The organism is Pseudomonas sp. QLc11A, assembly GCF_052112305.1.
GTDB classification, from domain to species: Bacteria; Pseudomonadota; Gammaproteobacteria; order Pseudomonadales; family Pseudomonadaceae; genus Aquipseudomonas; species Aquipseudomonas laurylsulfatiphila.
Genome location: NZ_JAVAJJ010000016.1, coordinates 135110 through 159821, shown reverse-complemented (window position 1 = coordinate 159821; position 24712 = coordinate 135110). Strand labels below are relative to the sequence as shown.

Annotated in this window: 29 protein-coding genes; 22 read left to right on the top strand and 7 right to left on the bottom strand. The window is 60.2% G+C overall.

Annotated elements, in window-relative coordinates; all coding sequences use genetic code 11:
* Positions 1-74: 74 nt before the first annotated feature.
* A complete protein-coding gene (locus Q8X48_RS22190; protein ID WP_407801525.1) occupies positions 75-860 on the bottom strand; it encodes a hypothetical protein in 786 nt (261 codons plus the stop codon).
* 110 nt (positions 861-970) lie between these two features.
* Between Q8X48_RS22190 and Q8X48_RS22185 the strand changes: the two genes are divergently transcribed.
* A complete protein-coding gene (locus Q8X48_RS22185; protein WP_407801524.1) occupies positions 971-1261 on the top strand; it encodes a hypothetical protein in 291 nt (96 codons plus the stop codon).
* A gap of 49 nt (positions 1262-1310) precedes the next feature.
* Entirely contained in the window at positions 1311-1529 is a 219-nt protein-coding gene (locus Q8X48_RS22180; protein ID WP_407801523.1) for a hypothetical protein, read from the top strand.
* A gap of 34 nt (positions 1530-1563) precedes the next feature.
* On the opposite strand, the gene Q8X48_RS22175 is transcribed toward Q8X48_RS22180, so the two are convergent.
* The gene (locus Q8X48_RS22175; RefSeq protein WP_407801522.1) at positions 1564-1845 is read right to left on the bottom strand and encodes an excalibur calcium-binding domain-containing protein; all 282 of its coding nucleotides are present in this window, start codon (positions 1843-1845) and stop codon (positions 1564-1566) included.
* Positions 1846-1955: 110 nt separating this feature from the next.
* On the opposite strand from Q8X48_RS22175, the gene Q8X48_RS22170 reads away from it, so the two are divergent.
* The 4 genes from Q8X48_RS22170 (at position 1956) to Q8X48_RS22155 (ending at position 4307) form a co-directional block, all read left to right on the top strand.
* Positions 1956-2201, top strand: coding sequence for a hypothetical protein (locus Q8X48_RS22170; RefSeq protein WP_407801521.1), 246 nt, complete (start codon positions 1956-1958; stop codon positions 2199-2201).
* Positions 2198-2923: a hypothetical protein gene (locus Q8X48_RS22165; protein ID WP_407801520.1), complete on the top strand. Its 726-nt coding sequence runs from the start codon at positions 2198-2200 to the stop codon at positions 2921-2923. Before Q8X48_RS22170 ends, Q8X48_RS22165 begins: the two co-directional genes overlap by 4 nt.
* Positions 2924-3122: 199 nt before the next feature.
* On the top strand, positions 3123-3743 hold the full coding sequence (locus Q8X48_RS22160) for an Arm DNA-binding domain-containing protein (RefSeq protein WP_407801519.1): 621 nt from the start codon (positions 3123-3125) through the stop codon (positions 3741-3743).
* Between the two features lie 6 nt (positions 3744-3749).
* Positions 3750-4307: a site-specific integrase gene (locus Q8X48_RS22155; RefSeq protein WP_407801518.1), complete on the top strand. Its 558-nt coding sequence runs from the start codon at positions 3750-3752 to the stop codon at positions 4305-4307.
* On the opposite strand, the gene katG is transcribed toward Q8X48_RS22155, so the two are convergent.
* Positions 4290-6554 carry a catalase/peroxidase HPI gene (katG, locus tag Q8X48_RS22150; RefSeq protein ID WP_407801517.1) on the bottom strand — a complete coding sequence of 755 codons (2265 nt, stop codon included), beginning with the start codon at positions 6552-6554 and terminating at the stop codon, positions 4290-4292. The genes Q8X48_RS22155 and katG overlap by 18 nt on opposite strands.
* Before the next feature lie 310 nt (positions 6555-6864).
* Between katG and Q8X48_RS22145 the strand changes: the two genes are divergently transcribed.
* Positions 6865-7023 carry a hypothetical protein gene (locus tag Q8X48_RS22145; RefSeq protein WP_172435754.1) on the top strand — a complete coding sequence of 53 codons (159 nt, stop codon included), beginning with the start codon at positions 6865-6867 and terminating at the stop codon, positions 7021-7023.
* A gap of 115 nt (positions 7024-7138) precedes the next feature.
* Here the strand turns inward: Q8X48_RS22145 and Q8X48_RS22140 are convergent, their stop codons facing one another.
* Together Q8X48_RS22140 and Q8X48_RS22135 are read right to left on the bottom strand one after the other, a co-directional pair.
* Entirely contained in the window at positions 7139-7336 is a 198-nt protein-coding gene (locus Q8X48_RS22140; RefSeq protein ID WP_034150399.1) for a YbdD/YjiX family protein, read from the bottom strand.
* Positions 7337-7350: 14 nt separating this feature from the next.
* The gene (locus Q8X48_RS22135) at positions 7351-9408 is read right to left on the bottom strand and encodes a carbon starvation CstA family protein (protein WP_095967472.1); all 2058 of its coding nucleotides are present in this window, start codon (positions 9406-9408) and stop codon (positions 7351-7353) included.
* A gap of 358 nt (positions 9409-9766) precedes the next feature.
* Between Q8X48_RS22135 and Q8X48_RS22130 the strand changes: the two genes are divergently transcribed.
* From Q8X48_RS22130 to Q8X48_RS22105, 6 genes are all read left to right on the top strand, one after another.
* Positions 9767-11131 (top strand): cache domain-containing protein, encoded by a 1365-nt coding sequence (locus Q8X48_RS22130; protein ID WP_407801516.1) that lies wholly within the window; start codon positions 9767-9769, stop codon positions 11129-11131.
* Between the two features lie 34 nt (positions 11132-11165).
* Positions 11166-11798 carry a response regulator gene (locus Q8X48_RS22125; protein ID WP_407801515.1) on the top strand — a complete coding sequence of 211 codons (633 nt, stop codon included), beginning with the start codon at positions 11166-11168 and terminating at the stop codon, positions 11796-11798.
* Between the two features lie 184 nt (positions 11799-11982).
* A complete protein-coding gene (locus Q8X48_RS22120) occupies positions 11983-12345 on the top strand; it encodes a hypothetical protein (protein ID WP_407801514.1) in 363 nt (120 codons plus the stop codon).
* 144 nt (positions 12346-12489) lie between these two features.
* Entirely contained in the window at positions 12490-12996 is a 507-nt protein-coding gene (locus Q8X48_RS22115; protein WP_407802780.1) for a hypothetical protein, read from the top strand.
* Between the two features lie 86 nt (positions 12997-13082).
* The gene (locus Q8X48_RS22110) at positions 13083-13244 is read left to right on the top strand and encodes a hypothetical protein (RefSeq protein ID WP_407801513.1); all 162 of its coding nucleotides are present in this window, start codon (positions 13083-13085) and stop codon (positions 13242-13244) included.
* A 53-nt stretch (positions 13245-13297) separates the two neighbouring features.
* A complete protein-coding gene (locus tag Q8X48_RS22105) occupies positions 13298-13888 on the top strand; it encodes a helix-turn-helix domain-containing protein (protein WP_162130295.1) in 591 nt (196 codons plus the stop codon).
* Between the two features lie 129 nt (positions 13889-14017).
* Here Q8X48_RS22105 and Q8X48_RS22100 read toward each other — a convergent pair whose 3' ends face one another.
* A complete protein-coding gene (locus Q8X48_RS22100) occupies positions 14018-14527 on the bottom strand; it encodes a hypothetical protein (RefSeq protein WP_407801512.1) in 510 nt (169 codons plus the stop codon).
* Positions 14528-15043: 516 nt separating this feature from the next.
* On the opposite strand from Q8X48_RS22100, the gene Q8X48_RS22095 reads away from it, so the two are divergent.
* From Q8X48_RS22095 to Q8X48_RS22060, 8 genes are all read left to right on the top strand, one after another.
* Positions 15044-15634, top strand: a complete 591-nt coding sequence (locus Q8X48_RS22095; RefSeq protein ID WP_007978708.1) for an amino acid synthesis family protein — start codon at positions 15044-15046, stop codon at positions 15632-15634.
* Positions 15635-15678: 44 nt separating this feature from the next.
* Positions 15679-16512, top strand: coding sequence for an alpha/beta fold hydrolase (locus Q8X48_RS22090; RefSeq protein WP_007978706.1), 834 nt, complete (start codon positions 15679-15681; stop codon positions 16510-16512).
* Positions 16509-17990, top strand: a complete 1482-nt coding sequence (locus Q8X48_RS22085) for an aldehyde dehydrogenase (protein WP_407801511.1) — start codon at positions 16509-16511, stop codon at positions 17988-17990. The genes Q8X48_RS22090 and Q8X48_RS22085 overlap by 4 nt, the downstream gene beginning before the upstream one ends.
* Positions 17991-18002: 12 nt before the next feature.
* A complete protein-coding gene (locus Q8X48_RS22080; protein ID WP_007978701.1) occupies positions 18003-18488 on the top strand; it encodes a flavin reductase family protein in 486 nt (161 codons plus the stop codon).
* Positions 18489-18626: 138 nt separating this feature from the next.
* The gene (locus Q8X48_RS22075; RefSeq protein ID WP_407801510.1) at positions 18627-20078 is read left to right on the top strand and encodes an NAD-dependent succinate-semialdehyde dehydrogenase; all 1452 of its coding nucleotides are present in this window, start codon (positions 18627-18629) and stop codon (positions 20076-20078) included.
* A 19-nt stretch (positions 20079-20097) separates the two neighbouring features.
* Positions 20098-20487 (top strand): carboxymuconolactone decarboxylase family protein, encoded by a 390-nt coding sequence (locus tag Q8X48_RS22070; protein ID WP_007991919.1) that lies wholly within the window; start codon positions 20098-20100, stop codon positions 20485-20487.
* A gap of 88 nt (positions 20488-20575) precedes the next feature.
* Complete coding sequence (locus Q8X48_RS22065; protein ID WP_007978695.1) at positions 20576-21328, top strand: GntR family transcriptional regulator; 753 nt, start codon at positions 20576-20578, stop codon at positions 21326-21328.
* Between the two features lies 1 nt (position 21329).
* On the top strand, positions 21330-21893 hold the full coding sequence (locus tag Q8X48_RS22060) for an NUDIX hydrolase (RefSeq protein ID WP_407801509.1): 564 nt from the start codon (positions 21330-21332) through the stop codon (positions 21891-21893).
* A 951-nt stretch (positions 21894-22844) separates the two neighbouring features.
* On the opposite strand, the gene Q8X48_RS22055 is transcribed toward Q8X48_RS22060, so the two are convergent.
* Complete coding sequence (locus tag Q8X48_RS22055) at positions 22845-23684, bottom strand: AraC family transcriptional regulator (protein WP_095967956.1); 840 nt, start codon at positions 23682-23684, stop codon at positions 22845-22847.
* Between the two features lie 94 nt (positions 23685-23778).
* On the opposite strand from Q8X48_RS22055, the gene Q8X48_RS22050 reads away from it, so the two are divergent.
* Positions 23779-24699 carry a LysR family transcriptional regulator gene (locus Q8X48_RS22050; RefSeq protein WP_256585798.1) on the top strand — a complete coding sequence of 307 codons (921 nt, stop codon included), beginning with the start codon at positions 23779-23781 and terminating at the stop codon, positions 24697-24699.
* Positions 24700-24712 lie beyond the last annotated feature (13 nt).

The window sequence follows — 24712 nt, the reverse complement described above, 5'->3', positions numbered from 1 at the left end:
CATGACCCGGCATAGGACGCCCCATGCCCACAGAAAAAATCCGGCCCTAACTGTCTCACCTCGGGTGTATATCATTAGGCGCGATATGGAATATTAGATTTGTATATTGGTATGTGTCCCATGTCGCAAGATCTCAACAACGATTTCAAAGATCGCTCTGCTAATGACTGATCCGCAATGGGACCAATATGAATCGCAGATATACTTTCAGAGCCAATAGGAAGCTCAATGTACGGAACAAGATAATTCCCGCGAGACCTATGAAGCACTGAAGACTTCACATCTGCCCCTGAGACTATTAGTCGAACCTCGTGCTCTGCTTCAAAGTGCCTATTTTTGAACGCCGCTGCACCAATTCTTAACTTTGCAATAGCGGGATCATATTGATACTCACCATAACTTTCTTGATTCCAGTTGCGAAATTCACCAACAACCTCACCTATCAATTGTTTCGCCACTCTATTCTTCTTAACTTGCGTATAAACGCACTCAACCAATGAGTGCTCTATTTCGATAGATTTTCTAGAAAATTCTACGGCAAAATTCCCGTAGCCTCTCCATTGACTTAAAAGATTTGAAGCCCTACTGAAAGAGCAGGTAAATATAAAGCTATCCATATCTGCGCTGAGCGACCCAAGCACCCCCATTAAGAAACCTTTAGAAAAGTTTTCAGCGATATATGAACATTCTGAAAAATCGTATTTTTTAGATTGATTAAGAATGCACCGAACGCCCTCGACCATTTCCTCATAATCATTCAAAAACCCAATATTCGTCAGCCATAGCTTTTTATTTTTTATTATCGAGGCGATGGCGCCTATGTCGCTATAGTGAAAAAGAGACTCATCCTTGCAGCTCATAAAAAACCTTTATGGGAAATTATAATCTGGTACCGAATACTCAATTCAATCATACCCTCTTCCTTTATGTCTCTCTCAAACGTCAGCCGCTATAGCGGCAAGGAATCGTCATGCCTGAAGAAAGGTATCCGCTCGAGGTCGAAAGCGTCGGCTCTGACACCTACATCGTCATGAGCAAAGGCCATCACGACCTGACCGAGTTTATGACCGAGGCCGTGAAGCAGTACCCAGTTTGGTTCCTCGGCGGCGCCGAGCACGTCTGGTGCAAGACAACGCCGCGTCCGGGCGGCTCTTGGTATCACTTCGTCGAGCCCAGAACACGCGGCGCATGGCCGGCGACGTATTGCTGGGAGTACGCCGGCGATTACAAGGAGTGGATGAAAAAGGAGGTGGCGGCGTGATCGCCTTCGCCTGGTTCGCCTACGTGTACTGCTACAAGGGGCCGCGGTGATGACCTGTATTAGGTTTGGCGACGCCATTGTGTGCGTAAGTCCGTTCTATCGCCTGCCACTACGTGACGGCACTCATGTGTTCATGGAGTGGCATCACTACCTCGGCCCGACATTCTTCCGCGACCGCGACTGCAACAGAATCATTGAGCACTGGTACGACGATCCTCGGATGGTGGAGGCCTGTGAGTGGTTTACCGGGCGCGGAGAGAAAGCCTAACCCCTCTTCCACCTACCAGCCTGCCGGTGAACGGTCATCGACACCATTGCGACTCACACGGTATCCCATCGTTGTCTCCGTCCATTTCCATTCCTGGGCAATTTTGCAGAAAGTTTTTGGCCTCTGCGCACGAGGTCATCTGCGAGCAATATTTGCGCCCATCGCATTTGACTGGAGCCGAAACAGACTTCGGCGCAGTCACGACCGTAGAGGTTCTTTGGGTACTCGATAGCCGAGCCTCAGCCCAGGACTGTAATTCAGGGGAAAACTTCCAAGCCAACAGACCAACAACAAGCACTATCAAAATCAGTTTCATCTTGATCCATCCATGATGAGAGACCGTTTGCGTTCTCACGTTGCCTGCATTCCAGCGTAACCCACTAATCCACATACAGCCTGCCGGTGAACGGCGGGCGAGGACTGCGCGTGAATATTTACAGACATTCGTTCGCAGCTGTCTGCCCGTCGGACGGCGAATTGATCATCTACCGGCTGGAAGTTAGGTCTCCGGCGATGATCCGAGTCGAACACATCAAGGCCGCAACCGCGGTCTTCAAGAAAGGCTGGCACGAACAGATCGCCGACCGCCTGGCCGAGGACATCGGCGGCGATCAAACGATCATTGCCACGCATCAGGGCGTCGAGATTGAGACAGTGAGGCTCAGCGGATGATCGCTTATCACGGCACGCCAATTGGCGGCACGCGGCAAGACGGCGCCCGGTTCCTTGCTGGCCGGCATGCGCTTGTACCGTTCCCGCGCCAGGACGACATGGGCATTGTCGCCGATGTCTGCCAGTCGTTCGTCTTCGACAACGGCGCGTTTTCGGTCTGGAAGAAAGGCGGCACGCTGGATGTCGATGGGTACACCCGCTGGGTCGAACAGTGGCATCGACACCCGGGCTTTGACTGGGCGCTGATCCCCGATGTTATTGACGGAGATGAAATAGCGAACGATGCACTTCTGGCAGTCTGGCCGACGGAATTGCGCGGCGTGCCGGTCTGGCATCTGCACGAATCGCTTGAGCGCCTGACGCGCCTGGCTGACGACTGGCAGACGGTGGCTATCGGCAGTTCAGGTCAGTGGGCAAGCCCGGGAACGCCAGCATGGTGGAAACGGATTAGCTCAGCAATGGACGCAATATGCGACGACCAGGGCCGCCCCGCGTGTCGCCTGCACGGCCTACGAATGCTTGACCCAGCGATCTTCCAGCACTTGCCATTCGCCTCGGCTGACTCCACGAACGCCGCGGTGAATGGCGGCAGCATCAGCCGCTTCGGCATGTATGCCCCGCCCACCGCCGGCCAGCGCGCCAACGTCATCGCCGAACGCATCGAATCACACAACAGTTCGCCGATCTGGCAGCGAGAAACTCAGGCCGAGATGGCCATCTAATCCACCACCTTCTGTCGCCATACGCGGCATGGAGCATGCACATGGTCAGATACAAGACCGTAGAGCAGTTCTCTCGGGAGTCGGGCTATACCCCCGACGCCATCAGAACCAAAATCCGCGACGGCAAATGGCCGAAACATCTTGTTTGGCGGAAAGCGCCAGACGGCAGAATTTTAATAGACGTAGAGGGATATTACTCATGGGTCGAGATGGGGGAGGCGTCCGCGCCGCATCTGCAAGTAGTATCGAAATCACTTTCCAATACCAGGGCGTCAGGTGCCGTGAGCGCATCGCGCTCAAGCCCACCGCCGCTAACCTGAAAAAGGCCGAGCAGCACAAGACTGCGATTGAGTATTCGATCGCGAACGGGACTTTCGATTATGCCGCAACGTTCCCGAAGTCGAAGCGCGCCGACGCATTCAAGCGCACCGATGCCAGACAAACCATTGGGGATTACCTGACAGAATGGCTGGAGCGGAAAACTCCGACACTCAAATCAAGCACGGTCGCGTTCTACGAAACGACAATCCGCGCAACCCTCAAACCGATGTTCGGCGACCTGCCTCTTAATGAGCTGTCAAAAAAGATCATCAGAGAAAAGATGTCGACCTATAAGGTGGTCAACAAGACGCTGATGAATGTTCAGAGCTGCTTTCGCTCTGCACTTAACGACGCAGTTGAGGATGAAATTTTGGAGAGCAACCCGCTTTCTGGGTGGGCATACAAGAATCGTGAACAGCTAAAGGAGGAAGATGACGTTGACCCATTCAACCGCGAGGAGCAATTGGCGATATTAGCTGCAGCCAGGGGCGATACGTAGCCGCAATTGCAGTTCTCTTTCTGGACAGGTCTTCGACCCAGCGAACTGATCGCCTTGGAATGGGGGGATATCGACTGGATCGCGGGGGAGATAAGGATCGTCAGGGCCAAGACGCGGGCTGCGAAAGAGCCAGAGTCGACCAAGACGTTAGCAGGAAGGCGCACCGTGAAGTTACTGGCTCCGGCGCGAGAAGCGTTGCTCAAGCAGAAAGAGTTGACCTTCCTGGCTGGCGGCAGGGTGTTTCTCAATACAATCACCGGAGAGCCCTGGAAGCATGCCGGATACATTTACCGGGTCATCTGGATGCCGGCGATGAAGAAGTCAGGTGTTAGGTGGCGGCGACCCTATCAGAGTCGCCACACCTATGCCTCGATGATGCTATCTGCCGGCGAGAATCCAATGTGGGTAGCCAAGCAACTTGGCCACAAAGACTGGACCATGATCGCCAAGGTTTATGGTCGCTGGATGCCCTCCGCTGATGTCGGAGCCGGAGGGCGAGCCGAGGCACTTTTTGCCGGTAATGCCAGCGTTATGACAACATCTCCTCTAGACAGTGCGGTTTAAGTCGAAACGATCCAGGTTCATCACTTTGGTCCACGCAGCCACGAAGTCCTTGACGAACTTCTGCTGCGCATCGGCGCTGGCATAGACTTCGGCCAGCGCACGCAGCTGCGCGTTCGAACCGAAGACCAGGTCAACCCGGGTGCCCGTCCACTTCACCGCACCGGTTTTGCGGTCACGCCCTTCGAACGCCTGCTGGGCATCCGACACCGGCTTCCACTCCACGCCCATGTCCAGCAGGTTGGTGAAGAAGTCATTGGTCAGCGCTTCCGGCCGTTGGGTGAACACACCGTGTTTACTCTGGCCGACGTTGGTGTTCAACACCCGCAGGCCGCCCAGCAGTACCGTCATTTCCGGTGCGCTGAGCGTCAGCAGTTGTGCCTTGTCGATCAGCAAGGATTCGGCGGGCACGCGGTACTGGGTTTTCAGGTAGTTACGGAAGCCGTCGGCAATCGGTTCAAGGAAACCGAAAGACTCGACATCGGTCTGTTCCTGGCTGGCGTCCGTGCGACCCGGGCTGAACGGCACCGTCACACTGTGGCCGGCGTTTTTTGCCGCCTGTTCGACACCCGCGCCACCGGCGAGCACGATCAGGTCGGCCAGGGAGATTTTCTTGCCGCCGCTGTTGAACTCCTTCTGGATGCCTTCAAGTTTGGCCAGCACATTGGCCAGTTGCTCCGGCTGGTTGGCCGGCCAGGACTTCTGCGGCGCCAGACGTAGGCGCCCGCCGTTGGCACCGCCACGTTTGTCGGAGCCACGGAAGCTGGACGCGGCGGCCCACGCCGTCGATACCAGCTGCGAGACCGACAGGCCGGACGCCAGCACCTTGCTTTTCAGGCCCGCCACATCGCTGTCATTGACCAGCGGATGATCGACAGCAGGGATCGGGTCTTGCCACAGCAGTTCCTCGCCCGGCATTTCCGGGCCGAGGTAGCGCGAGAGCGGGCCCATGTCACGGTGAATGAGTTTGTACCAGGCGCGCGCGAAGGCATCGGCCAGTTGATCGGGGTTGGCCAGGAAGCGCCGCGCGATCGGTTCGTAGATCGGGTCGAAACGCAGGGCCAGGTCCGAGGTCAGCATGGTCGGATCACGACGTTTGGACGGATCAAAGGCATCCGGAATGATCCCGGCACCGGCACCGTTCTTCGGTTTCCACTGATGGGCGCCGGCCGGGCTCTTGGTCAGTTCCCAGTCGAAACCGAACAGGTTTTCCAGGTAGTTGTTGCTCCATTTGGTGGGCGTAGTGGTCCAGGTCACTTCCAGGCCGCTGGTGATGGCATCGGCCCCTTTGCCGGTGCCGAATGTGCTCTTCCAGCCCAGGCCTTGCAGCTCAAGGCCGGCGGCTTCCGGTTCCGCCCCGACGTTGTCGGCAGGCCCGGCGCCGTGGGTCTTGCCGAAGGCGTGGCCACCGGCGATCAACGCCACGGTTTCCTCGTCGTTCATCGCCATGCGGCCGAAGGTTTCGCGGATGTCCTTGGCCGAGGCGACCGGGTCCGGTTCGCCTTCCGGGCCTTCCGGGTTCACATAGATCAGGCCCATCTGCACCGCGGCGAGGGGGTTTTCCAGATTGCGGCCATTGTCGGTACGGCTGTCCTCGTTTCTTCCGGGCTCAGCCACCAAGGGCACATCGCCGGGTTTCTGCGCCGGTTTGTCTTCTTTTCCGTAACGCGTGTCACCGCCCAGCCATTTGCTTTCAGAACCCCAGTAAACGTCTTCGTCCGGTTCCCAGACATCCGCGCGTCCACCGGAAAAACCAAACGTCTTGAAGCCCATGGATTCCAGGGCGACGTTACCGGTGAGGACGATCAGGTCGGCCCAGGAGATCTTGTTGCCGTACTTTTGCTTGATCGGCCAGAGCAGCCGGCGGGCCTTGTCGAGGCTGACGTTGTCCGGCCAGCTGTTGAGCGGTGCAAAGCGTTGCTGGCCGGAACCGGCGCCGCCCCGGCCGTCACCGGTGCGATAGGTGCCTGCGGCGTGCCAGGACATGCGGATAAAGAGAGGCCCATAGTGACCGAAGTCCGCCGGCCACCAGTCCTGGGAGTCGGTCATCAGCGCAGTCAGGTCTTTTTTCAGCGCCTGGAAGTCAAGGCTCTTGAAGGCTTCGGCGTAGTTGAAGTCGCCCCCCAACGGGTCAGACTTGGGCGAGTGTTGACTCAGGATCTTCAGATTCAGTTGGTTCGGCCACCAGTCGCGGTTCGTCGTGCCACCGCCAGCGGCGTGATTGAACGGGCATTTCGATTCAGTTGACATGGCATCTCCTCTTGATTTTGTTTTCAGCTAACCATCCTTGAGCGTGGATCCGGATCACCGATTGATGAAATAGCTTTTCGGTATGGGATCCATAGCCTTAAGGCTATGACAGCCCCGCGATCAGTCGCTCCAGACCATCCATTAAAGTACCGGTCCGGGAAACTGTCGCTTCATCCAGGGGAGATAACTGACAAACAGTGCAAATCAGTCACGCGATGCAAGATCATCAACACCTGCCACAATGGATTAACACCATTTGCTACAAGGACGTTGGCAACTGGAAGGATTGTTTGCCGCGAGAGGTTTCGCCATGTACCTCAAAGCCATTGTCATCTGGGTATTGCTGGCGATCATCGTTGTCGCCGTGCTCGGTCGCCTGGTGCATAACGCCAAGGTCGCCGACCGGGCGCTCAAGATCGCCAAGCCGGATCATCAGCCTCACGGGCGAAAGAATGACAAGGCCCCATGACTGACCCGGGGCAAGAGGGGCGGCGACGATTCGGATCGCCGCGCGGCCTCAATCACTCGAGACTTTGCTCCAGGCAATAAAAAACCGGCCTTTCAGCCGGTTTTTTATTGTTCACTCAACAGCACTTGGGTCCGGCTTTACTGCCGTAACGGGCTTCCTGGCGCTCGCGGAAGAACGCCTCGTAGTCCATCAGCGGTTTGTCCGGGTGCTTGGTCTGCATGTGCTCGACGTAGTTGTCGTAGTCGGGCATGCCGACCATCAGGCGCGCGGCCTGACCGAGGTATTTGCCCAGGCGACTCAGGTCATTGAACATGCTGCCCTCCTCGCCTATGCATTCGGCAACGCCTGGAATGGCGCTTCTTTATCCGTACGCTCTTTGTTGCCCCAGGCGGCAATACCGACCTTGAGCGCGAAGAACAGGATGCTGAACACCACGAACAGGAACAGCGCGGTCAGCGTGGCGTTGGTGTAGGCGTTGAAGATCACGTGCTGCATCTGCTCGATGCTCTTGGCCGGGGCCAGTACCTGACCATTGGCCAGGGCATCGCTGTATTTCTTCGCCAGGGCGAGGAAGCCGATCGCCGGGTTGGCATCGAACAGTTTGATGAAGCCGGCGGTGGTGGTGCAGATCAGCAACCACACAGCCGGCAGCAAGGTGACCCAGGCATAACGCTGGCGCTTCATCTTGATCAGCACCACGGTGCCGAGCATCAGCGCGATACCGGCCAGCATCTGGTTGGAGATACCGAACAACGGCCACAAGGTGTTGATGCCACCCAGCGGATCGATCACGCCCTGGTACAGCAGATACCCCCACATGGCCACGCAACCGGCGGTGGCGATCAGGTTGGCGGTCCAGGATTCGGTGCGGCGCAGGGCCGGCACGAACGAACCGAGCAGATCCTGAAGCATGAAGCGCCCGGCCCGGGTGCCGGCGTCGACTGCGGTCAGGATGAACAGCGCTTCGAACAGGATCGCGAAGTGGTACCAGAACGCCATGGTGTTCTCGCCCGGCAACAGCTGGTGCAGGATCTGCGCGATCCCCACCGCCAGGGTCGGCGCACCACCGGCACGGGCCAGGATGGTGGTTTCACCAATGTCATGGGCCACCGCTTGCAGGGCTTCCGGCGTGATCGCAAAGCCCCAGCTGCTGACAGTTTGCGCAACGGCCACTGCATCGGCGCCGACCACGGCCGCCGGGCTGTTCATGGCGAAGTACACGCCCGGATCGATTACCGACGCCGCGACCATGGCCATGATCGCCACGAAGGATTCCATCAGCATGCCGCCGTAACCGATGTAACGGGCATGCCCCTCATTGGCGAGCAACTTCGGCGTGGTGCCCGAAGCGATCAGCGCATGGAAACCCGAGACCGCGCCACAGGCGATGGTGATGAACAGGAACGGGAACAGGCCGCCCTTCCAGACCGGGCCAGTGCCGTCGATGAACTGGGTCAGGGCCGGCATTTTCAGCTCGGGCATGGTCACCAGGATGCCGATGGCCAGGGCCACGATGGTGCCGATTTTCAGGAAGGTCGACAGGTAGTCACGGGGTGCCAGGATCAGCCACACCGGCAACACCGCGGCAACGAAACCGTAGCCGATCAGCATCCAGGTGATCTGGATACCGGTGAAGGTAAAGGCCTTGGCCCACACCGGATCCGCGGCAATCTGCCCGCCGAGCCAGATCGAACCGAGCAGCAACAGCACGCCGATCACCGAGATCTCACCGATGCGGCCCGGGCGGATGTAGCGCATGTAGATGCCCATGAACATCGCGATCGGGATGGTCGCCATCACCGTGAAGATCCCCCAAGGGCTCTCGGCCAGGGCCTTGACCACGATCAGCGCCAGCACCGCGAGGATGATGATCATGATCAGGAAGCAACCGAACAGCGCGATGGTGCCGGGGATGCGGCCCATTTCTTCACGGACCATGTCGCCCAGGGAGCGGCCGTTGCGGCGGGTGGACATGAACAGGACCATGAAGTCCTGCACGGCACCGGCCAGCACCACGCCGGCGATCAGCCACAGGGTGCCGGGCAGGTAGCCCATCTGCGCCGCCAGTACCGGACCGACCAGCGGACCGGCACCGGCAATGGCCGCGAAGTGGTGACCGAACAGCACGTGTTTGTTGGTCGGAACATAGTCCAGACCATCGTTATTGAGCACAGCCGGCGTGGCCCGAGTGGGGTCGAGCTGCATCACTTTGTTGGCGATGAACAGGCTGTAGTAGCGGTAGGCAACGAGGTAGATGGCGACGGCTGCGACTACGATCCACAGGGCGTTGATCGCTTCGCCGCGGCGCAGGGCCACGACACTCAGCGCAATCGCTCCCAGGACAGCCACGGCAAACCAGGCGAGGTGTTTAGCCAGACGGGGCATAGCGTGTCTCCTGCCGACAGCCAGTGACTGCGGCGGTAATTTTTATAATTGTGTCCGCGGTGCGGAGCTGGCCCAATATCTGCGCATGCCGTCCACAAATAAATCCGCGTTACTACGTACGTGGCGTCTACGTAGTTCTACGTAGACGCCATAGATCCCCTGTGGGAGCGGGCTTGCCCGCGATGGCGGCCTGACGGTCGACATAGATGTTGAATGTTATGGCCTCATCGCGGGCAAGCCCGCTCCCACAGGTTCAATATTCCAACTGAATGACCTCACCCGCCAATGGTCATTGCGTCCAACAATGCTGTGTATCTTTGGCATATGATCCCCAGCCTTCGCGCGGGCAGGAGTCAACATGCAGCTCAAACACAAGATCGTCGCCCTCGGGATTCTGCCGCTGGTGCTGGCCATTGCCGTCATCTGCGCGCTGGTGATTTCCCTCAACCGCCAATTGGGCGATCAACAGGCGCAACTGATCGAAGACAGCATTCTGGCGAGCAAACGCGCGGAACTGAAAAACTACGTGGAAATGGCCCAGAGCCTGATCGCCCCGCTGTACGACGACGGCCATGGCGACGCCCGTGCCCAGCAGCAAGTGCTGGAGGAACTGCGCAAGCTCAGCTTCGGCATCAACGGCTACTTCTTCGTCTACGACCACGAAGGCCGCAGCCTGATGCATGCGCGCCAGTCGGACCTGGTGGGCCAGTACCTGTGGGACATGAAGGATCCCCATGGCCTGCCGGTGATTCAGGAGTTGCTCAAAAGCGCGCAATCGGGTGAAGGCTTTCAACGCTATGCCTGGAACAAGCCCTCCTCCGGCCAGGTGACCGACAAGCTCGCCTACGTGGTGATGCTCGACCGCTGGGGCTGGATGCTCGGCACCGGCATCTACCTCGAAGACGTCGAGCGCGCCACCCAGCAGGCCCGTGCCGAAGTGGCCATGGGCATCCGCAAGACCATGATGGCGATTGCCGTGGTCGCACTGGTCGCGGTGCTGTTTGTCTTCGCCACGGGCATGACCCTCAACGTCAGCGAGCATCGCCTGGCGGACAAGAAACTGCAGCGCCTGACCCAGCGCATCGTCAGCCTGCAGGAAGAGGAGCGATCCCGGGTGTCCCGCGAGTTGCACGACGGCGTCAGCCAGGTGTTGGTCTCGATCAAGTTCCAGTTCGAACTGGCCAGCCATCTGCTGGAAAGCGGACAAGCCCAGGACAAGGGCCTGAACACCCTGAAGGACGCCACCGAACGCCTGGGCGATGCCATCGGTGAAGTCCGCAGCCTCTCCCATGACCTGCGCTCATCCTTGCTCGACACCCTCGGCCTGCCGGCGGCCATCGGTCAATTGGCCGCGGAATTCGAGCAGCGCAGCGGGCTGACCGTGACCTACAACGAAAATGAATTCGACTGCCAACTGGTCGACGGCGCGGCGGTGTCGCTGTTTCGCATCGTCCAGGAAGGCCTGACCAATATCGAACGCCACGCCCAGGCGAAGCACGTGTCCATTACACTGCGCGGCTGCGACGAGTCCGTGCGGCTGACGCTGGTCGATGACGGCATCGGTTTCAATGTCGCCCAGGTCGAACGTCGTCATGCCGGCATTGGCTTGCGTAACATCCGCGAGCGCGTCGAACATTATGGCGGGCGCTTCGATTTGATCTCGATGCCGGGCAGAAGTGAGCTGGACGTACGACTGCCGATGAAACCCGGCGCAAAACGCTGAGCCGGCCCCACCACTACAAGAGTGAATAGCTGCGATGAACCTGCCCTCCCCGATCCGCATCGCCCTGGTCGACGATCACTCCCTGGTGCGTGACGGCATCAAGGCGCTGCTGGCCGTGATGTCGCCCCTGGAAATGGTCGGCGAAGCGGAAAACGGCGCCGACGCCATCGACATGGTCGGGCGCTGCCAGCCGGACCTGCTGCTGGTCGACATCAGCCTGCCGGACATGAACGGCCTGGAACTGACCCGCGTGCTGCGCAGCCAGTACCCGTCGCTCAAGGTGCTGGTGCTGAGCATGTACGACAATTACGAATACGTCAGTGAATCGGTGCGCTCCGGCGCCAGCGGCTACGTGCTGAAAAACGCCCCGTCACGGGAAATCATCGCCGCCATCGAAGCCATCACCAGCGGCGGGACCTTCTACAGCGCCGACATCGCCCAACGACTGATCGCCGACAGGAACACCGACAACGAACTGACCCCGAGGGAAAGCCAGGTGCTGTCGAAGATGGCGCAAGGGCTGAACAACAAGGAAATGGCCCGGGAGCTGGACATCAGCGTGCGCACGGTGGAGACACACCGCCTGAGCATCCGGCGCAAGCTCAACATCGACAAACCGGCGGCGCTGGTCAAATACGCCATCGATCATGGCCTCATTTCCCGCTAACCCCCCGCCCACTGTGGCCACTGCAAAAACCTGTGGGAGCGGGCTTGCCCGCTCCCACAAGGGGGCACCGAATCATCCATTGACTGCATCAATAGTCACCATCAACTCAATGAAGTTCTCATAAAAAATCCACGGCGTAACATCTGCTCCATACCAACCCATAAGCACCCCGGAGCACACGATCATGAAACGCCAGACCCTCCTCAGCATCGCTTTCTCGGTTTTCGCAGTTAACGCTTTCGCCGCAACTTCTGCTCAACCTGTGGTCGCTGAAGGCGGCTCGGATCGTCTGATCGAAAACCGCGTCGCCGCCGATGGCTCCGACAAGTTGATGGAGAACCGCGTTGCTGAAGGTGGTTCCGACAAACTGCTGCAGAACCGCGTCGCTGAAGGTGGCTCCGACAAACTGCTGCAGAACCGCGTTGCTGAAGGTGGCTCCGACAAACTGCTGCAGAACCGCGTCGCTGAAGGTGGCTCCGACAAACTGCTGCAGAACCGCGTTGCTGAAGGTGGTTCGGATCGTCTGATCCAGAATCGTGCGGCATAACTAATCGCCGCACCACAACGCCCAACAAAAAACCCGGCCTGATCAGCCGGGTTTTTTCATGTTGTTTTGAAGGCTTTCACTGGCTTGGAGGTCACTTCATTTTCTGCGTGGGCACGTTCCCTTGTGGGAGCTGGCCTGCCAGCGATGGTCGTTAACGATAACGCGTGTGAACCGGATAAACGCGGTGCACTGGAGTCCATCGCCAGCAGGCTGGCTCCTACAGTTTCCGCGTGGGCATGGCCCCTTGTAGGAGCCAGCTTGCTGGCGATGGTCGTTAACGATAACGCGGGCGAACTGGATAAACGCGGTGCACTGGAGTCCATCGCCAGCAGGCTGGCTCCTACAGTTTCCGCGTGGGCACGTTCCCTTGTGGGAGCTGGCTTGCCAGCGATGGTCGTTAACGATAACGCGGGTGAACTGGATGAACGCGGCGCATTGGAGTCCATCGCCAGCAAGCTGGCTCCTACAATTTCCCGGTGGGCATGGCCCCTTGTGGGAGCTGGCTTGCCAGCGATGGTCGTTAACGATAACGCGGGTGAACTGGATGAACGCGGCGCATTGGAGTCCATCGCCAGCAGGCTGGCTCCTACAGTTTCCGCGTGGGCACGGCCCCTTGTGAAACCACCCGCACAAAGAACAAAAAGGAATTAACAAATAAAAATTAAGTATTTATCGTTATAAAAGTAGAAGCGTACTCTCCAGTCATCCCGTCATTCATCACCACAGTGAAGTGCCCCATGAATCCGACTGACAACCTCATCGATTTCGCCAGCTACCGCAAACGCAAACAAGCTCAGCAACGGGCACGGGCCATGTGGGAGATGTACGCACGCAACGCCGGATTTCAGGCATTCCAGTGGGTTCAGGCGTCTCGGTCTACCGAGACACGTCAGGCGTGAACGCGCACGAACCCTCGCGCTTTCTGATAAGCGCGGGCGAGCCTGTGCTGGACCTGAACAATCCGGATGCCCCTGAAGAGGACCCGATCTGCGAACGGGTAGCTCAAAACCTGCTGCGCCTGCGGGGCAAGCGCCATCTGTCCCTCGATGCCCTGGCCCGACAGTGCGGCGTGAGCCGTGCCATGCTGGCGCAAATCGAATCGGGGCGCAGTGTGCCGTCCATCAAGGTGCTGTGCAAAATCGCCAAAGGCTTGAAGGTATCGGTGGCTGCGTTTCTGGAGCATCGGGCCTTCGAAGGTGTGGCCGTGCTGTCGGCGAGCCAGAGCAAACGCCTGGTCAGTGCCAACGGCGCTTTTGTCAGCCGCGCTCTGTTCCCCTTTGACGTGGCGCGCCAATCGGAATTCTACGAGCTGCGCCTGAGCCCGTTGGGAGAGGACCATTCGCAGGGCCATGGCCCAGGCGTCCAGGAAAACCTGGTGGTGGCGCAGGGTGTGCTGGAAATCAGCGTCAACGACGAGCGTTACCTGCTGTCCACGGGGGATTCGATCCTGTTTTATGCCGACCAGCCCCACCGCTATCGCAACCCCGCCGACAGTGAAGCGGTGGCTTATCTTGTGGTGACCTACCCGGAACGCCTGGACTGAAACGACCTTGTAGGAGCGAGCCTGCTCGCGATGGGCTCAAGGCTGACGCGTTTTTTCAGAAAACCCGCGTCATCGTTGACGTCCATCGCGAGCAAGCTCGCTCCTACAGTTACAGGTACAGTGCAGGGATCAGCAGGTGCAGCACATCAGCGGCATGCCGTTGCAGCTCATCATCATCGGCATGCTGCAGTCGTTCATCATTTTCATCATCAGCTCGCAGCAGTTTTTCAACATGTCCATGTTCATGCCGGCCATCGGCATGATTTTGCACATCATGCCGTCAGCCATCATGGTGCATTCCATCACGCACTTCATCGACGGCATCGGCATGCCCATCATCGGCATTGGCATCATCATGTTCATCATCGGCATGGCCATGCTCGCCCGGGACATGCACATCATGCTCATGTTGCCGCAGTGCATCATCATCGGCATGCCGCAGTTCATCATCATCTGCATCATTTCAGCGCTGTTCTTGAACATGGCCATGTCCATGCCAGCGGCCGGCATCATCTTGCACATCATCCCGTCGTCCATCATGTCGCAGGACATGGTCGCCATCATCATCGGCATGCCCATCATCGGCATCATTGGCATGGTGGCGTTCATCGGCATTTGCATCTGCATGGCATTCATCATGGTGTTGCTCCCTGAAGGACTGGATAGTTGGGCGAAGCTGATGGAGGCCGATTCTAGGGAATCGGCCGAGCGCAACAAGCTGGCGATCGAACAGCCAAAGTCGATGTCAGGGCAGGCTTAACGAGGCAGGCAGGACGATTGTTTCTGCTGTGACAAACAATCGGATTCGATCACAGACAAGATGAAAACCATGACGCTGATTATTCGGTTATGGATATGCAGATTGCATCTATATAAATAGCGGAAAGAAATAATCGTTCTAACCGGTGCCACAATCTTCCCCTCCAGGTGCACCGACACGCCGCTTCACCGCTGATCCCCTTCTTTACGCTGCCTTTCTCTCTCGATGTTGGGCCTGTGCCCGAAGCAACCCCGTGCCTGCCGTTTGTCCGCTGCGACCGGTGGCGCACACTTTTGCACGCCATCCAGCCAGAAACTCCGTTCGGGGACTTGTGCTATCGGTATTATGGTATACCATCAGACGCACAGACACCCAAAACCTCCACGGAGCAGCTCATGAGTTTCGAAATCCGCAAGATCGTCAGCTATGTCGAAGAAACCTTTATTGAAGGCGGCAAAGCCACCGATAAGCCCGTGACCATGGTCGGTCTGGCCGTGGTGATGAAAAACCCCTGGTTGGGCAACGGTTTCGTCGAAGACCTGAAACCACAGATCCGCGCCAATTGCTCCGACCTCGGCGCACTGATGGTTGAGCGTCTGGTGGGCATCATTGGCGGCGCTGAAAAAATCGAGGCTTACGGCAAGGCTGCGGTGGTCGGTGCCGATGGCGAAATCGAGCACGCTTCGGCGGTGATCCACACCCTGCGCTTCGGCAACCACTACCGCGAAGCGGTCAAGGCCAAGAGCTACCTGAGCTTCACCAACAAGCGCGGCGGCCCGGGCACTTCGATCCAGATCCCGATGATGCACAAGGACGACGAAGGCCTGCGTTCGCACTACATCACCCTGGAAATGCAGATCGAAGACGCCCCGCGTGCCGACGAAATCGTCGTGGTCCTGGGTTGCGCCGACGGCGGCCGCCTGCACCCGCGCATCGGCAACCGCTACATCGACCTGGAAGAACTGGCCGCCGAAAAAGCCCAGTAACCGGCCAGCAGAACGACAACAAGAAGGCATTGCAGGAGCGCTCCATGATTCGGCTCACCGCTGAACTCACCCCGGCTGGCACCAGTTACCTGGCGACCGGCCAAGGCCAGCCCGTGGTCTTGATCCACGGCGTGGGCCTGAACAAAGAAATGTGGGGCGGCCAGATCGTTGGCCTGGCCACGAAGTACCGCGTCATCGCCTACGACATGCTCGGCCATGGCGCCAGTCCGCGGCCAGAGAGTGGCACACCGCTGCTCGGCTATGCCGACCAGTTGCTGGAGCTGCTCGACCACCTGCAATTGCCCAAGGCAACGGTGATCGGCTTTTCCATGGGCGGGCTGGTGGCGCGGGCGTTTGCCCTGCACTACGCGCAACGCCTGGAAGGCCTGGTGGTGCTCAACAGTGTCTTCAACCGCAGCGCCGAACAGCGCGCGGGGGTCATCGCCCGTACCAGCCAGGCTGCCGAACACGGGCCGGACGCCAATGCCGAAGCGGCGCTGTCGCGCTGGTTCAGCCGCGAATACCAGGCCGCGAACCCGGCGCAGATCGCCGCGATCCGCCAGACCCTGGCCGGCAATGACCCGCAGGGTTACCTGACCACCTATGAACTGTTCGCCACCCAGGACATGTACCGCGCCGACGACCTGGGCAGCATCCGGGTGCCGACGCTGATCGCCACCGGCGAGCTGGACCCCGGTTCGACCCCGGAAATGGCCCGGCAACTGGCCGAACGCATTCCCGGCGCGACCGTTGCCGTGCTCGCCGAGCAACGGCATATGATGCCCGTAGAATCGCCGCGCCTGGTCAACCAGCTGTTGCTGGAGTTTCTGCAGGCCGCGCACTCCCAACAAAACCAGATCAAGGGGATCGTTGCATGACACTCGCACGCTTCCAGATGTGCATCGGCGGTGAATGGGTCGATGCCCTGTCCGGCAAGACCTTCGAAAGCCTCAACCCGGCGCTGGCCGAGCCTTGGGCCGAATTGCCCGATGCCGACGAAGCCGATGTCGAGCGCGCCGTACAAGCCGCGCAAACCGCTTTCGACAGCCCAGCCTGGCGCGGCTTGACCGCCACCGCACGCGGCAAATTGCTGCGACGCCTGGGCGACCTGATCGCCGAAAACAAGGAACAACTGGCGCAGCTGGAAAGCCGCGACAACGGCAAGCTGATCCGCGAGACCCGTGGTCAGGTCGGTTATCTGCCGGAGTTCTTCCACTACACCGCAGGCCTGGCCGACAAGCTCGAAGGCGGCACCCTGCCGCTGGACAAGCCGGACCTGTTTGCCTACACAGTGCACGAAGCCATGGGTGTGGTTGCCGCGATCATCCCGTGGAACAGCCCGCTGTACCTGACCGCGATCAAACTCGCTCCGGCCCTCGCCGCGGGCAACACCATCGTGATCAAGCCGTCGGAGCACGCCTCGGCGACCATCCTCGAACTGGCGCGCCTGGCCCTGGAAGCCGGGATTCCGCCGGGGGTGGTCAACGTCGTCACCGGTTATGGCCCGAGCACCGGTGCCGCCCTCACCCGCCATCCGCTGGTGCGCAAGATCGCCTTCACCGGCGGCGCGGCCACGGCGCGGCATGTAGTGCGCAGCAGCGCGGAGAACTTCGCCAAGCTGTCGCTGGAACTGGGCGGCAAATCGCCGAACATCATCTTCGCCGACGCCGACCTCGACAGCGCGATCAACGGCGCCATCGCCGGGATCTACGCCGCCTCCGGGCAGAGCTGTGTCTCCGGTTCGCGCCTGCTGGTGCAGGATGAAATCTACGACGAGTTCGTCGGTCGTCTGGTGGAGCGCGCCCAGCGCATTCGCATCGGCAACCCCCAGGAAGACAGCAGCGAAATGGGCCCGATGGCCACCGCGCAGCAACTGGCGGTGGTCGAAGGCCTGGTGGCCGATGCCATTGCCGAAGGTGCGCGCCTGCGCCTGGGCGGCAAGCGTGCGCAGAATCTGGGCGACGGCTGGTTCTACGAACCGACGCTGTTCGAGTGCGACCGCAACTCGATGAAGATCATGCAGGAAGAAGTCTTTGGCCCGGTGGCTTCGGTCATCCGTTTCAAGGACGAAGCCGAAGCCCTGGCGATCGCCAACGACTCGCAGTTCGGCCTCGCCGCCGGCATCTGGACCCGCGACCTGGGCCGTGCCCACCGCCTTGCCCGGGACGTGCGCTCCGGGATCATCTGGGTCAACACCTACCGCGCGGTCTCGGCCATGGCGCCGATCGGCGGTTTCAAGAACAGCGGCTATGGACGCGAAAGCGGCATCGATTCGGTGCTGGCCTACACCGAGCTGAAAACGGTGTGGATCAACCTGTCCCAGGCACCGATGCCTGATCCCTTCGTGATGCGCTAGGAGTCCTGGAAAATGATCGAACCCGGCATTTACAAAGACGTGATGAGCTCGTTCCCGTCGGGGGTCACGGTGGTCACCACCCTGGACCCGGACGGCGGCATCGTCGGCATCACCGCCAGCGCCTTCAGTGCGTTGTCGATCGACCCGGCACTGGTGCTGTTCTGCCCCAACTACGGCTCCGACACCTACCCGGTGCTGCGCGACAGCAAGCAGTTCGCGATCCATTTGCTGTCCGCCGAGCAGACCGCCGAAGCCTATGCCTTCGCCGGCAAAGGCAAGGACAAGGCCAAAGGCATCGAGTGGCACCTGAGCGAACGGGGCAACCCGATCCTGGCCAAGGCCACAGCGATCATCGAGTGCGAACTATGGCGCGAATACGACGGCGGTGATCACGCGATCATCGTCGGCGCGGTGAAGAACCTGATCCTGCCCGAGCAACCGGTGACACCGATGATCTACCACAAAGGCAAGCTGGGCCCGCTGCCGGCCCTGGCCTAACACAGACCCTGTAGGAGCGAGCCTGCTCGCGATGGTCGTGAACGATAACGCGTGCTGCCTGACAGCCCTTGGCGTTCTCGGGTTTTTCGCGAGCAAGCTCGCTCCTACAGGTAACCCTCTTTTCTTTCAGGAGCCGGCATGAGCCCAGCAGCCTCGCAATTGTTCCGTCAGCAGGCCTACATCAACGGCCAATGGCTGGACGCGCCGCATGGCGCCTGTCAGGACATCTTCAACCCGGCCACCGGCGAGTTGATCGGCCAGGTGCCGAACCTCGGCGCCGACCACGCACGTCAGGCCATCGACGCTGCCAACAAGGCCTGGCCGGCCTGGCGCGCGCTGACCGCCAAGGAGCGCAGCAATACGCTCAAGCGCTGGCATGCCCTGATGCTGGAAAATGCCGACGCCCTGGCACACATTCTCACCCTCGAACAAGGCAAGCCACTGGCCGAAGCCAAGGGTGAAATTCTCTACGCCGCGAGCTTCATCGAGTGGTTCGCCGAGGAAGCCAAGCGCATCTACGGCGACACCATTCCCAGCCACAAGGGCGATGCGCGCATCGTGGTCAGCAAGGAGCCGATTGGTGTGGTCGCGGCCATCACGCCGTGGAATTTCCCGGCGGCGATGATCACCCGCAAGGCCGGCCCGGCGCTGGCCGCCGGCTGCCCGTGCATCGTCAAGCCGGCTCCGGAAACACCCTTCTCGGCACTGGCCATGGCTGCACTGGCGGAACAGGCCGGCATTCCAGCGGGTATTTTCAACGTGATCACCGGCGACGCCATCGCCATCGGTGGCGAGCTGACCGCCAGTGCGCAGGTGCGCAAATTGTCGTTCACCGGCTCCACCGCCATCGGCAAACTGCTGATGGCCCAGTGCGCGCCGACGCTGAAAAAAGTCTCGCTGGAGCTGGGCGGCAACGCGCCATTCATTGTCTTCGACGACGCCGATCTGGAGCGCGCAGTCGAGGGTGCGCTGATCGCCAAATTCCGCAACGCCGGGCAGACCTGCGTCTGCGTCAATCGCTTCCTGGTGCAGGCCGGCATCCACGATGCCTTTGTCGCACGCCTTGCCGAGCGGGTTTCGCAGCTCAAGGTCGGCAGCGGTTTCGAAGAAGGCGTCACCCAGGGCCCGCTGATCAACGAGCGTGCCGTGGCCAAGGTCGAAGAGCACGTGCAAGACGCCCTGGCCCAGGGTGCACGACTGCTGTGCGGCGGCGAGCGTCATGCGCTGGGCAACGGTTTCTTCCAGCCGACCGTGGTCACAGGCGTCACCCCACAGATGAAAGTCGCCCGCGATGAAACCTTCGGTCCGCTGGCCGCGGTGTTCCGTTTCGACACCGAGGCCCAGGCCATCGAGATGGCCAACGACACCGAATTCGGCCTCGCCGCCTACTGCTACACCCGCGACCTGGGCCGCGCCTGGCGCATGAGCGAGGCGCTGGAGTACGGCATGGTCGGGATCAACGAAGGGCTGATTTCCACCGAAGTCGCCCCCTTCGGCGGCATCAAGTCCTCGGGGCTGGGCCGTGAAGGCTCCAAGTACGGCATCGAGGATTATCTGGAACTCAAATACACCTTGATGGGCGGCCTTTGAGCCCACGGGAGCGACGCAAATGAACAACGAAAAATACGAAAAAGGCCTGAAGATCCGCACCCAGGTGCTGGGCGAAGCCTACGTCAATCGCTCCATCGAGAACGCCGACGACTTCACCCGCCCCTTGCAGGAGATGGTCACCGAGTATTGCTGGGGTCATGTCTGGGGCCGTGAGGGGTTGTCCCTCAAGGAACGCAGCATGATCAACCTGGCGATGATCTCGGCCCTCAACCGGCCCCATGAACTCAAGCTGCATGTGCGCGGCGCCTTGCGTAACGGCCTGAGTCGTGAGCAAATACGCGAAATATTGCTTCAGGTCGGCATTTATTGCGGTGTCCCCGCTGCCGTAGACAGTTTCCGGCTCGCCCGTGAAGCCTTCGCCGAAGCCGATGCCGAGGCCTCCAGTTAACCCTTGGCTGTTTGATCCGACCGAGCACAGGGATTCCCGTAATCGAAGTGCTCTTTTTGCATGGACAGCCACAATCAGAGCGGACCCCATGAAACGCCTGCCACTCGACGACAGCTTCAAGGTCAATCGCAACCCCGTCACCCTGCGCGAAATCGTGCTGGATAAACTGCGAAGCGCCATCATGAACTTCCAGCTCCTGCCGGGAGACCGTCTGGTCGAACGCGATCTGTGCGATCGCCTGGGCGTCAGCCGTACTTCCGTGCGCGAAGCCTTGCGTCACCTGGAATCCGAAGGCCTGGTGGAATTCGCCGATGCCAAGGGCCCGCGTGTCGCGATCATTACCCTGGCCGACGCCGTGGACATCTACGAGCTGCGCTGCGTGCTCGAAGGGCTGATCGTGCAACTGTTCACCCTGCGCGCCAAGGCCAAGGACATCAAGGCCCTGGAAAAAGCCCTCGAAGAAAACCGCAAGGCGCTCAAGGACGGCGAACTGCAACAGGTCATCGATTCGGTGCAGGGTTTCTACGACGTGCTGCTCGAAGGCTCGGGCAACCATGTCGCGGCCACCCAGCTGCGCCAGTTGCAGGCACGCATCAGCTACCTGCGCGCGACCTCGGTGTCCCAGGAGAACCGTCGCGGCGCCAGCAACCAGGAAATGGAACGCATGGTCGAGGCGATCAAGGGCGGCGATCCACTGGCCGCTCACCAGGCTTGCGTCGACCACGTGCGCGCGGCCGCTGCCGTGGCCCTGGACTACCTCAAGCGCAAGCAGGAAGAAACCGGCGACGTCCCGGCGATCACCCTGCCCATCGCGCTCAAAGAACCGCGCATAGGTCGCTGAGATGTTCAGCCCGAGCTTTTGCCCCAAGTGCGGCAGCGCTGATCTCGCTCAGCAGCTGCCGCCGGGCGATACGCACGAGCGCCTGATGTGCCGCGGTTGCGGCTACATCCATTACATCAATCCGAAAATCATCGCCGGCTGCATCATCGAGCAGGACGGCAAGTACCTGCTGTGCCAGCGCGCCATCCCGCCGCGCCCCGGCACCTGGACCCTGCCCGCGGGTTTCATGGAAAGCGGCGAGACCACCGAACAGGCGGCCTTGCGCGAAGTCTGGGAAGAAAGTGGCGTGCGTGCGGAAATCGTCTCGCCCTACTCGATTTTCAGCGTGCCCAAGATCAGCGAGGTGTACATCATCTTCCGCGCCATCGCGCTGGAGATCACCGGGCAGTATGGGCCGGAAACCCTCGACTACAAGTTCTTCGCGCCTGAGGAGATTCCCTGGGACAGCATCTACTATCCGGCGATCCGGCAGATTCTCGAGCGTTATATCGAGGAGCGGCAGGCCGGGGTTTATGGCATTTACATGGGCAATGATGACAGCGGGAAGATTCACTTTATTCGCTGATTCGTTGTGGATTTTTCCGTGTGCATATCCGTTTTTGCGGTAACGGCCGCTTACGGTTCCGCCCTTACGGCGGGTCACTTTCGAAAAGCGCGAAAGTAACCAAAGCGCTTTGCCCCTTACGTTCGGTGCCTCGCCTAGGCTCGGCATGCCCTCGCTCCGGTCCTGCTCCGTGGGCCCGCCGCCATCGGCCATCCATGGCCGGGGGCGGCTAACCCGGCATCCATGCCGGGTTGCCCACTGCGCAGAACCTCCACTCGGCCTCACGAGGGGGCGTACACCGCAACAGCGCCCGAGGCGGCCTACCGGCCGGCCTGGTCGCGGGTTTCGTTCGTCTGTGATGTACCTGGTCGACTGCCAGACCGCCTTCGCGAGCAGGCTCGCTCCCACAGGTATTCAGTACATCTACAAGATTTCGGTCGGCTGGCAGACCGCTTTCGCGAACAAGCTTGCTCTCACAGGTATTCGGTACATCTGCAAGATTTCGGTCGGCTGGCAGGCCGTCATCGCGAGCAAGCTCGCTCCCACAGGTATTCGGTACATCTGCAAGATTTCGGTCGGCTGGCAGACCGCTTTCGCGAGTAGGCTCGCTCCCACAGTTTTGAATTGAGCACGGTCAGGAAAATCAGGCCGGCCGGTAGGCCGCCTCGGCTGCTTTTGATCTGCCCGCCCCTTCGGCAGGCTGAGCGGAGGTGTTCATCCGGGGATGGGCGCGCAGCGCCGTTCGACGCAGTCGAACTCATTGCATGTAGGTCGAAGCGAAGCCGACCGGAGGGCAATGCCCCCGGATGAATACCGCAGCGAAGGAACCCCGAGCCTCAGCGAGGGGCCGTACGTTCGGGGCGAGCGTTTTTTTGGTTACTTTTTTTAGGCGCTTGTAAAAAAAGTGACTCGCCGTAAGGGCGAAACCATAAGCCGCCGTTACCGAAGAAACGGATATGTACCCAACAAAGACTACACCCCCAGACGAAACTGCTTGGGCGTAACCCCAAACCGCTTACGAAACGCCCGAATAAAATTACTGGCCTGCCGATACCCCAACCGCTCGGCAATCCGCTCAATCGGCTGATCGCCGGCAGTCAACCAGTGCCGCGCCAACTCCAGACTGTCGCTACGACGATGTTGCGGCGCAGCAGTCTGCCAATGCCGCAACATGCTCTGATGCAAAAACGCATTGGCCCCCAGCAACGGCTCATCAAGGCTAGCCGCTGGCAGGCTCAAACACGGATGCGCCCCCTCCAGCACCTCGATGCCAACGCTACGCAACCACTGCCCGGCAGCCTGCTGCGGCGTCAGGCGAACACTGACAAACACCTCGGCCGGCGCCCGCCCCAAGCGTCGGGCAATGTTGCGCACCAACGTCAGGGTCGCCGCATCGAGGCCGAAAAAATGCGCCTGCCGGCCAGCACTGCGCAAGTGCAGGCGGGCTTGCCCGTCACCCTCCTCCAGTTCCGCCACCACATAGTTGGTCACCCGAGGCAGGAAATCAGTGAAGCACGCCAGGCTCGCGCGCAGGGTGGCGGCGGAGTCCAGCAGGATGTTCAACCCCCGCAACGTGGTGGTCGCCATACCATTGACCAGTTCACAGCCAAACGACACCCCCGCGCCCGCACGCTCGCATTCGTTCCACAAGCGCTCGACCAGGTGCGCAGGCACGTGCAGATCCTGCCCTTCGAGCAATGAAAGACAGATGCCGGCCCGTTGCAGCAGTTGGTCCTGACACAGGCCGGACTGCCGGGCATGGCTGAGAATGGTGCGGGTGAAGGCGCTGGAAATGAACGGTTGGCAGGTCATGGCACGTTACGACGAGAAGACAGGCGTGTACTTATGCCAGCCTCTGTGTTATCGATCCAATGCATTAAAAGTATCCGCCAAATGCAGGAGACGCATGATGGATCTACGACAACTCCGCCACCTTGTCGCCCTGGCCGATTACCGCAATTTCGGGCGTGCGGCCGAGGCGATCAACCTCAGCCAACCGGCCTTCAGTCGCAGCATCCAGACCCTGGAGCGCGACCTCGACTGCGCGCTGGTGGAGCGCAGCAGCCGCGAATTCCGCCTGACGGGCCAGGGTGAACTGGTGCTGCAACATGCCCGGCGCCTGCTCGCCGGCAGCCAGGCCCTGCACAACGAACTGACGCAATACAACGGCCTGACCGGTGGCGAGTTGCACTTCGGCTGTGGCCCGTATCCGGCACAGTTGCTGGTGCCCGAGGCGCTGGCGGAATTCATCCAGGCGCACCCGGCGATCCGCATCAGTTTCCACCAGGGCGACTGGGAACAACTGGCGGTCTGGCTTCGTGAACAGCAGATCGAATTCCTCGTGGCCGACGCGCGGTACTTCACCGGCGACCCGCAATACCAGGTACAGCTGTTGCGCCCCCGGCGCGGGCGGTTCTTTTGCCGTGCCGGTCATCCCCTGGCGCAACAGCCGGACCTGTCCCTGCGCGCCCTGCTCGACTACGCGGTGGTCGGCACGCGAATACCGCCGATGATCCGCAAGATCCTGGCCGACGCGCAGGGCGAGGCGGACTTCAACCCAAGTGTGGAATGCGCGCAGTTCGATGCCATCCGCCGCGTGGTGATGCGCTCCGACGCGGTGGGCATCGCAACCATCGAGGCCCTGGCCGAACTCGCCGACCAGGGCCTGATCCGCCTGCTGGAGTTTGCCGATGTGCCCAAGGACGACCCCGGCCTGCAATTGCACTACGGCATCGTCAGCCGCGCCGGCCACTCCCTGACACCGGCGGCGCTGGCGATGGTCGAGGCGGTGCTGACGGTTGACCGGCGTTTGTTGGCGTCGAATTAGGTGCATCTGAACT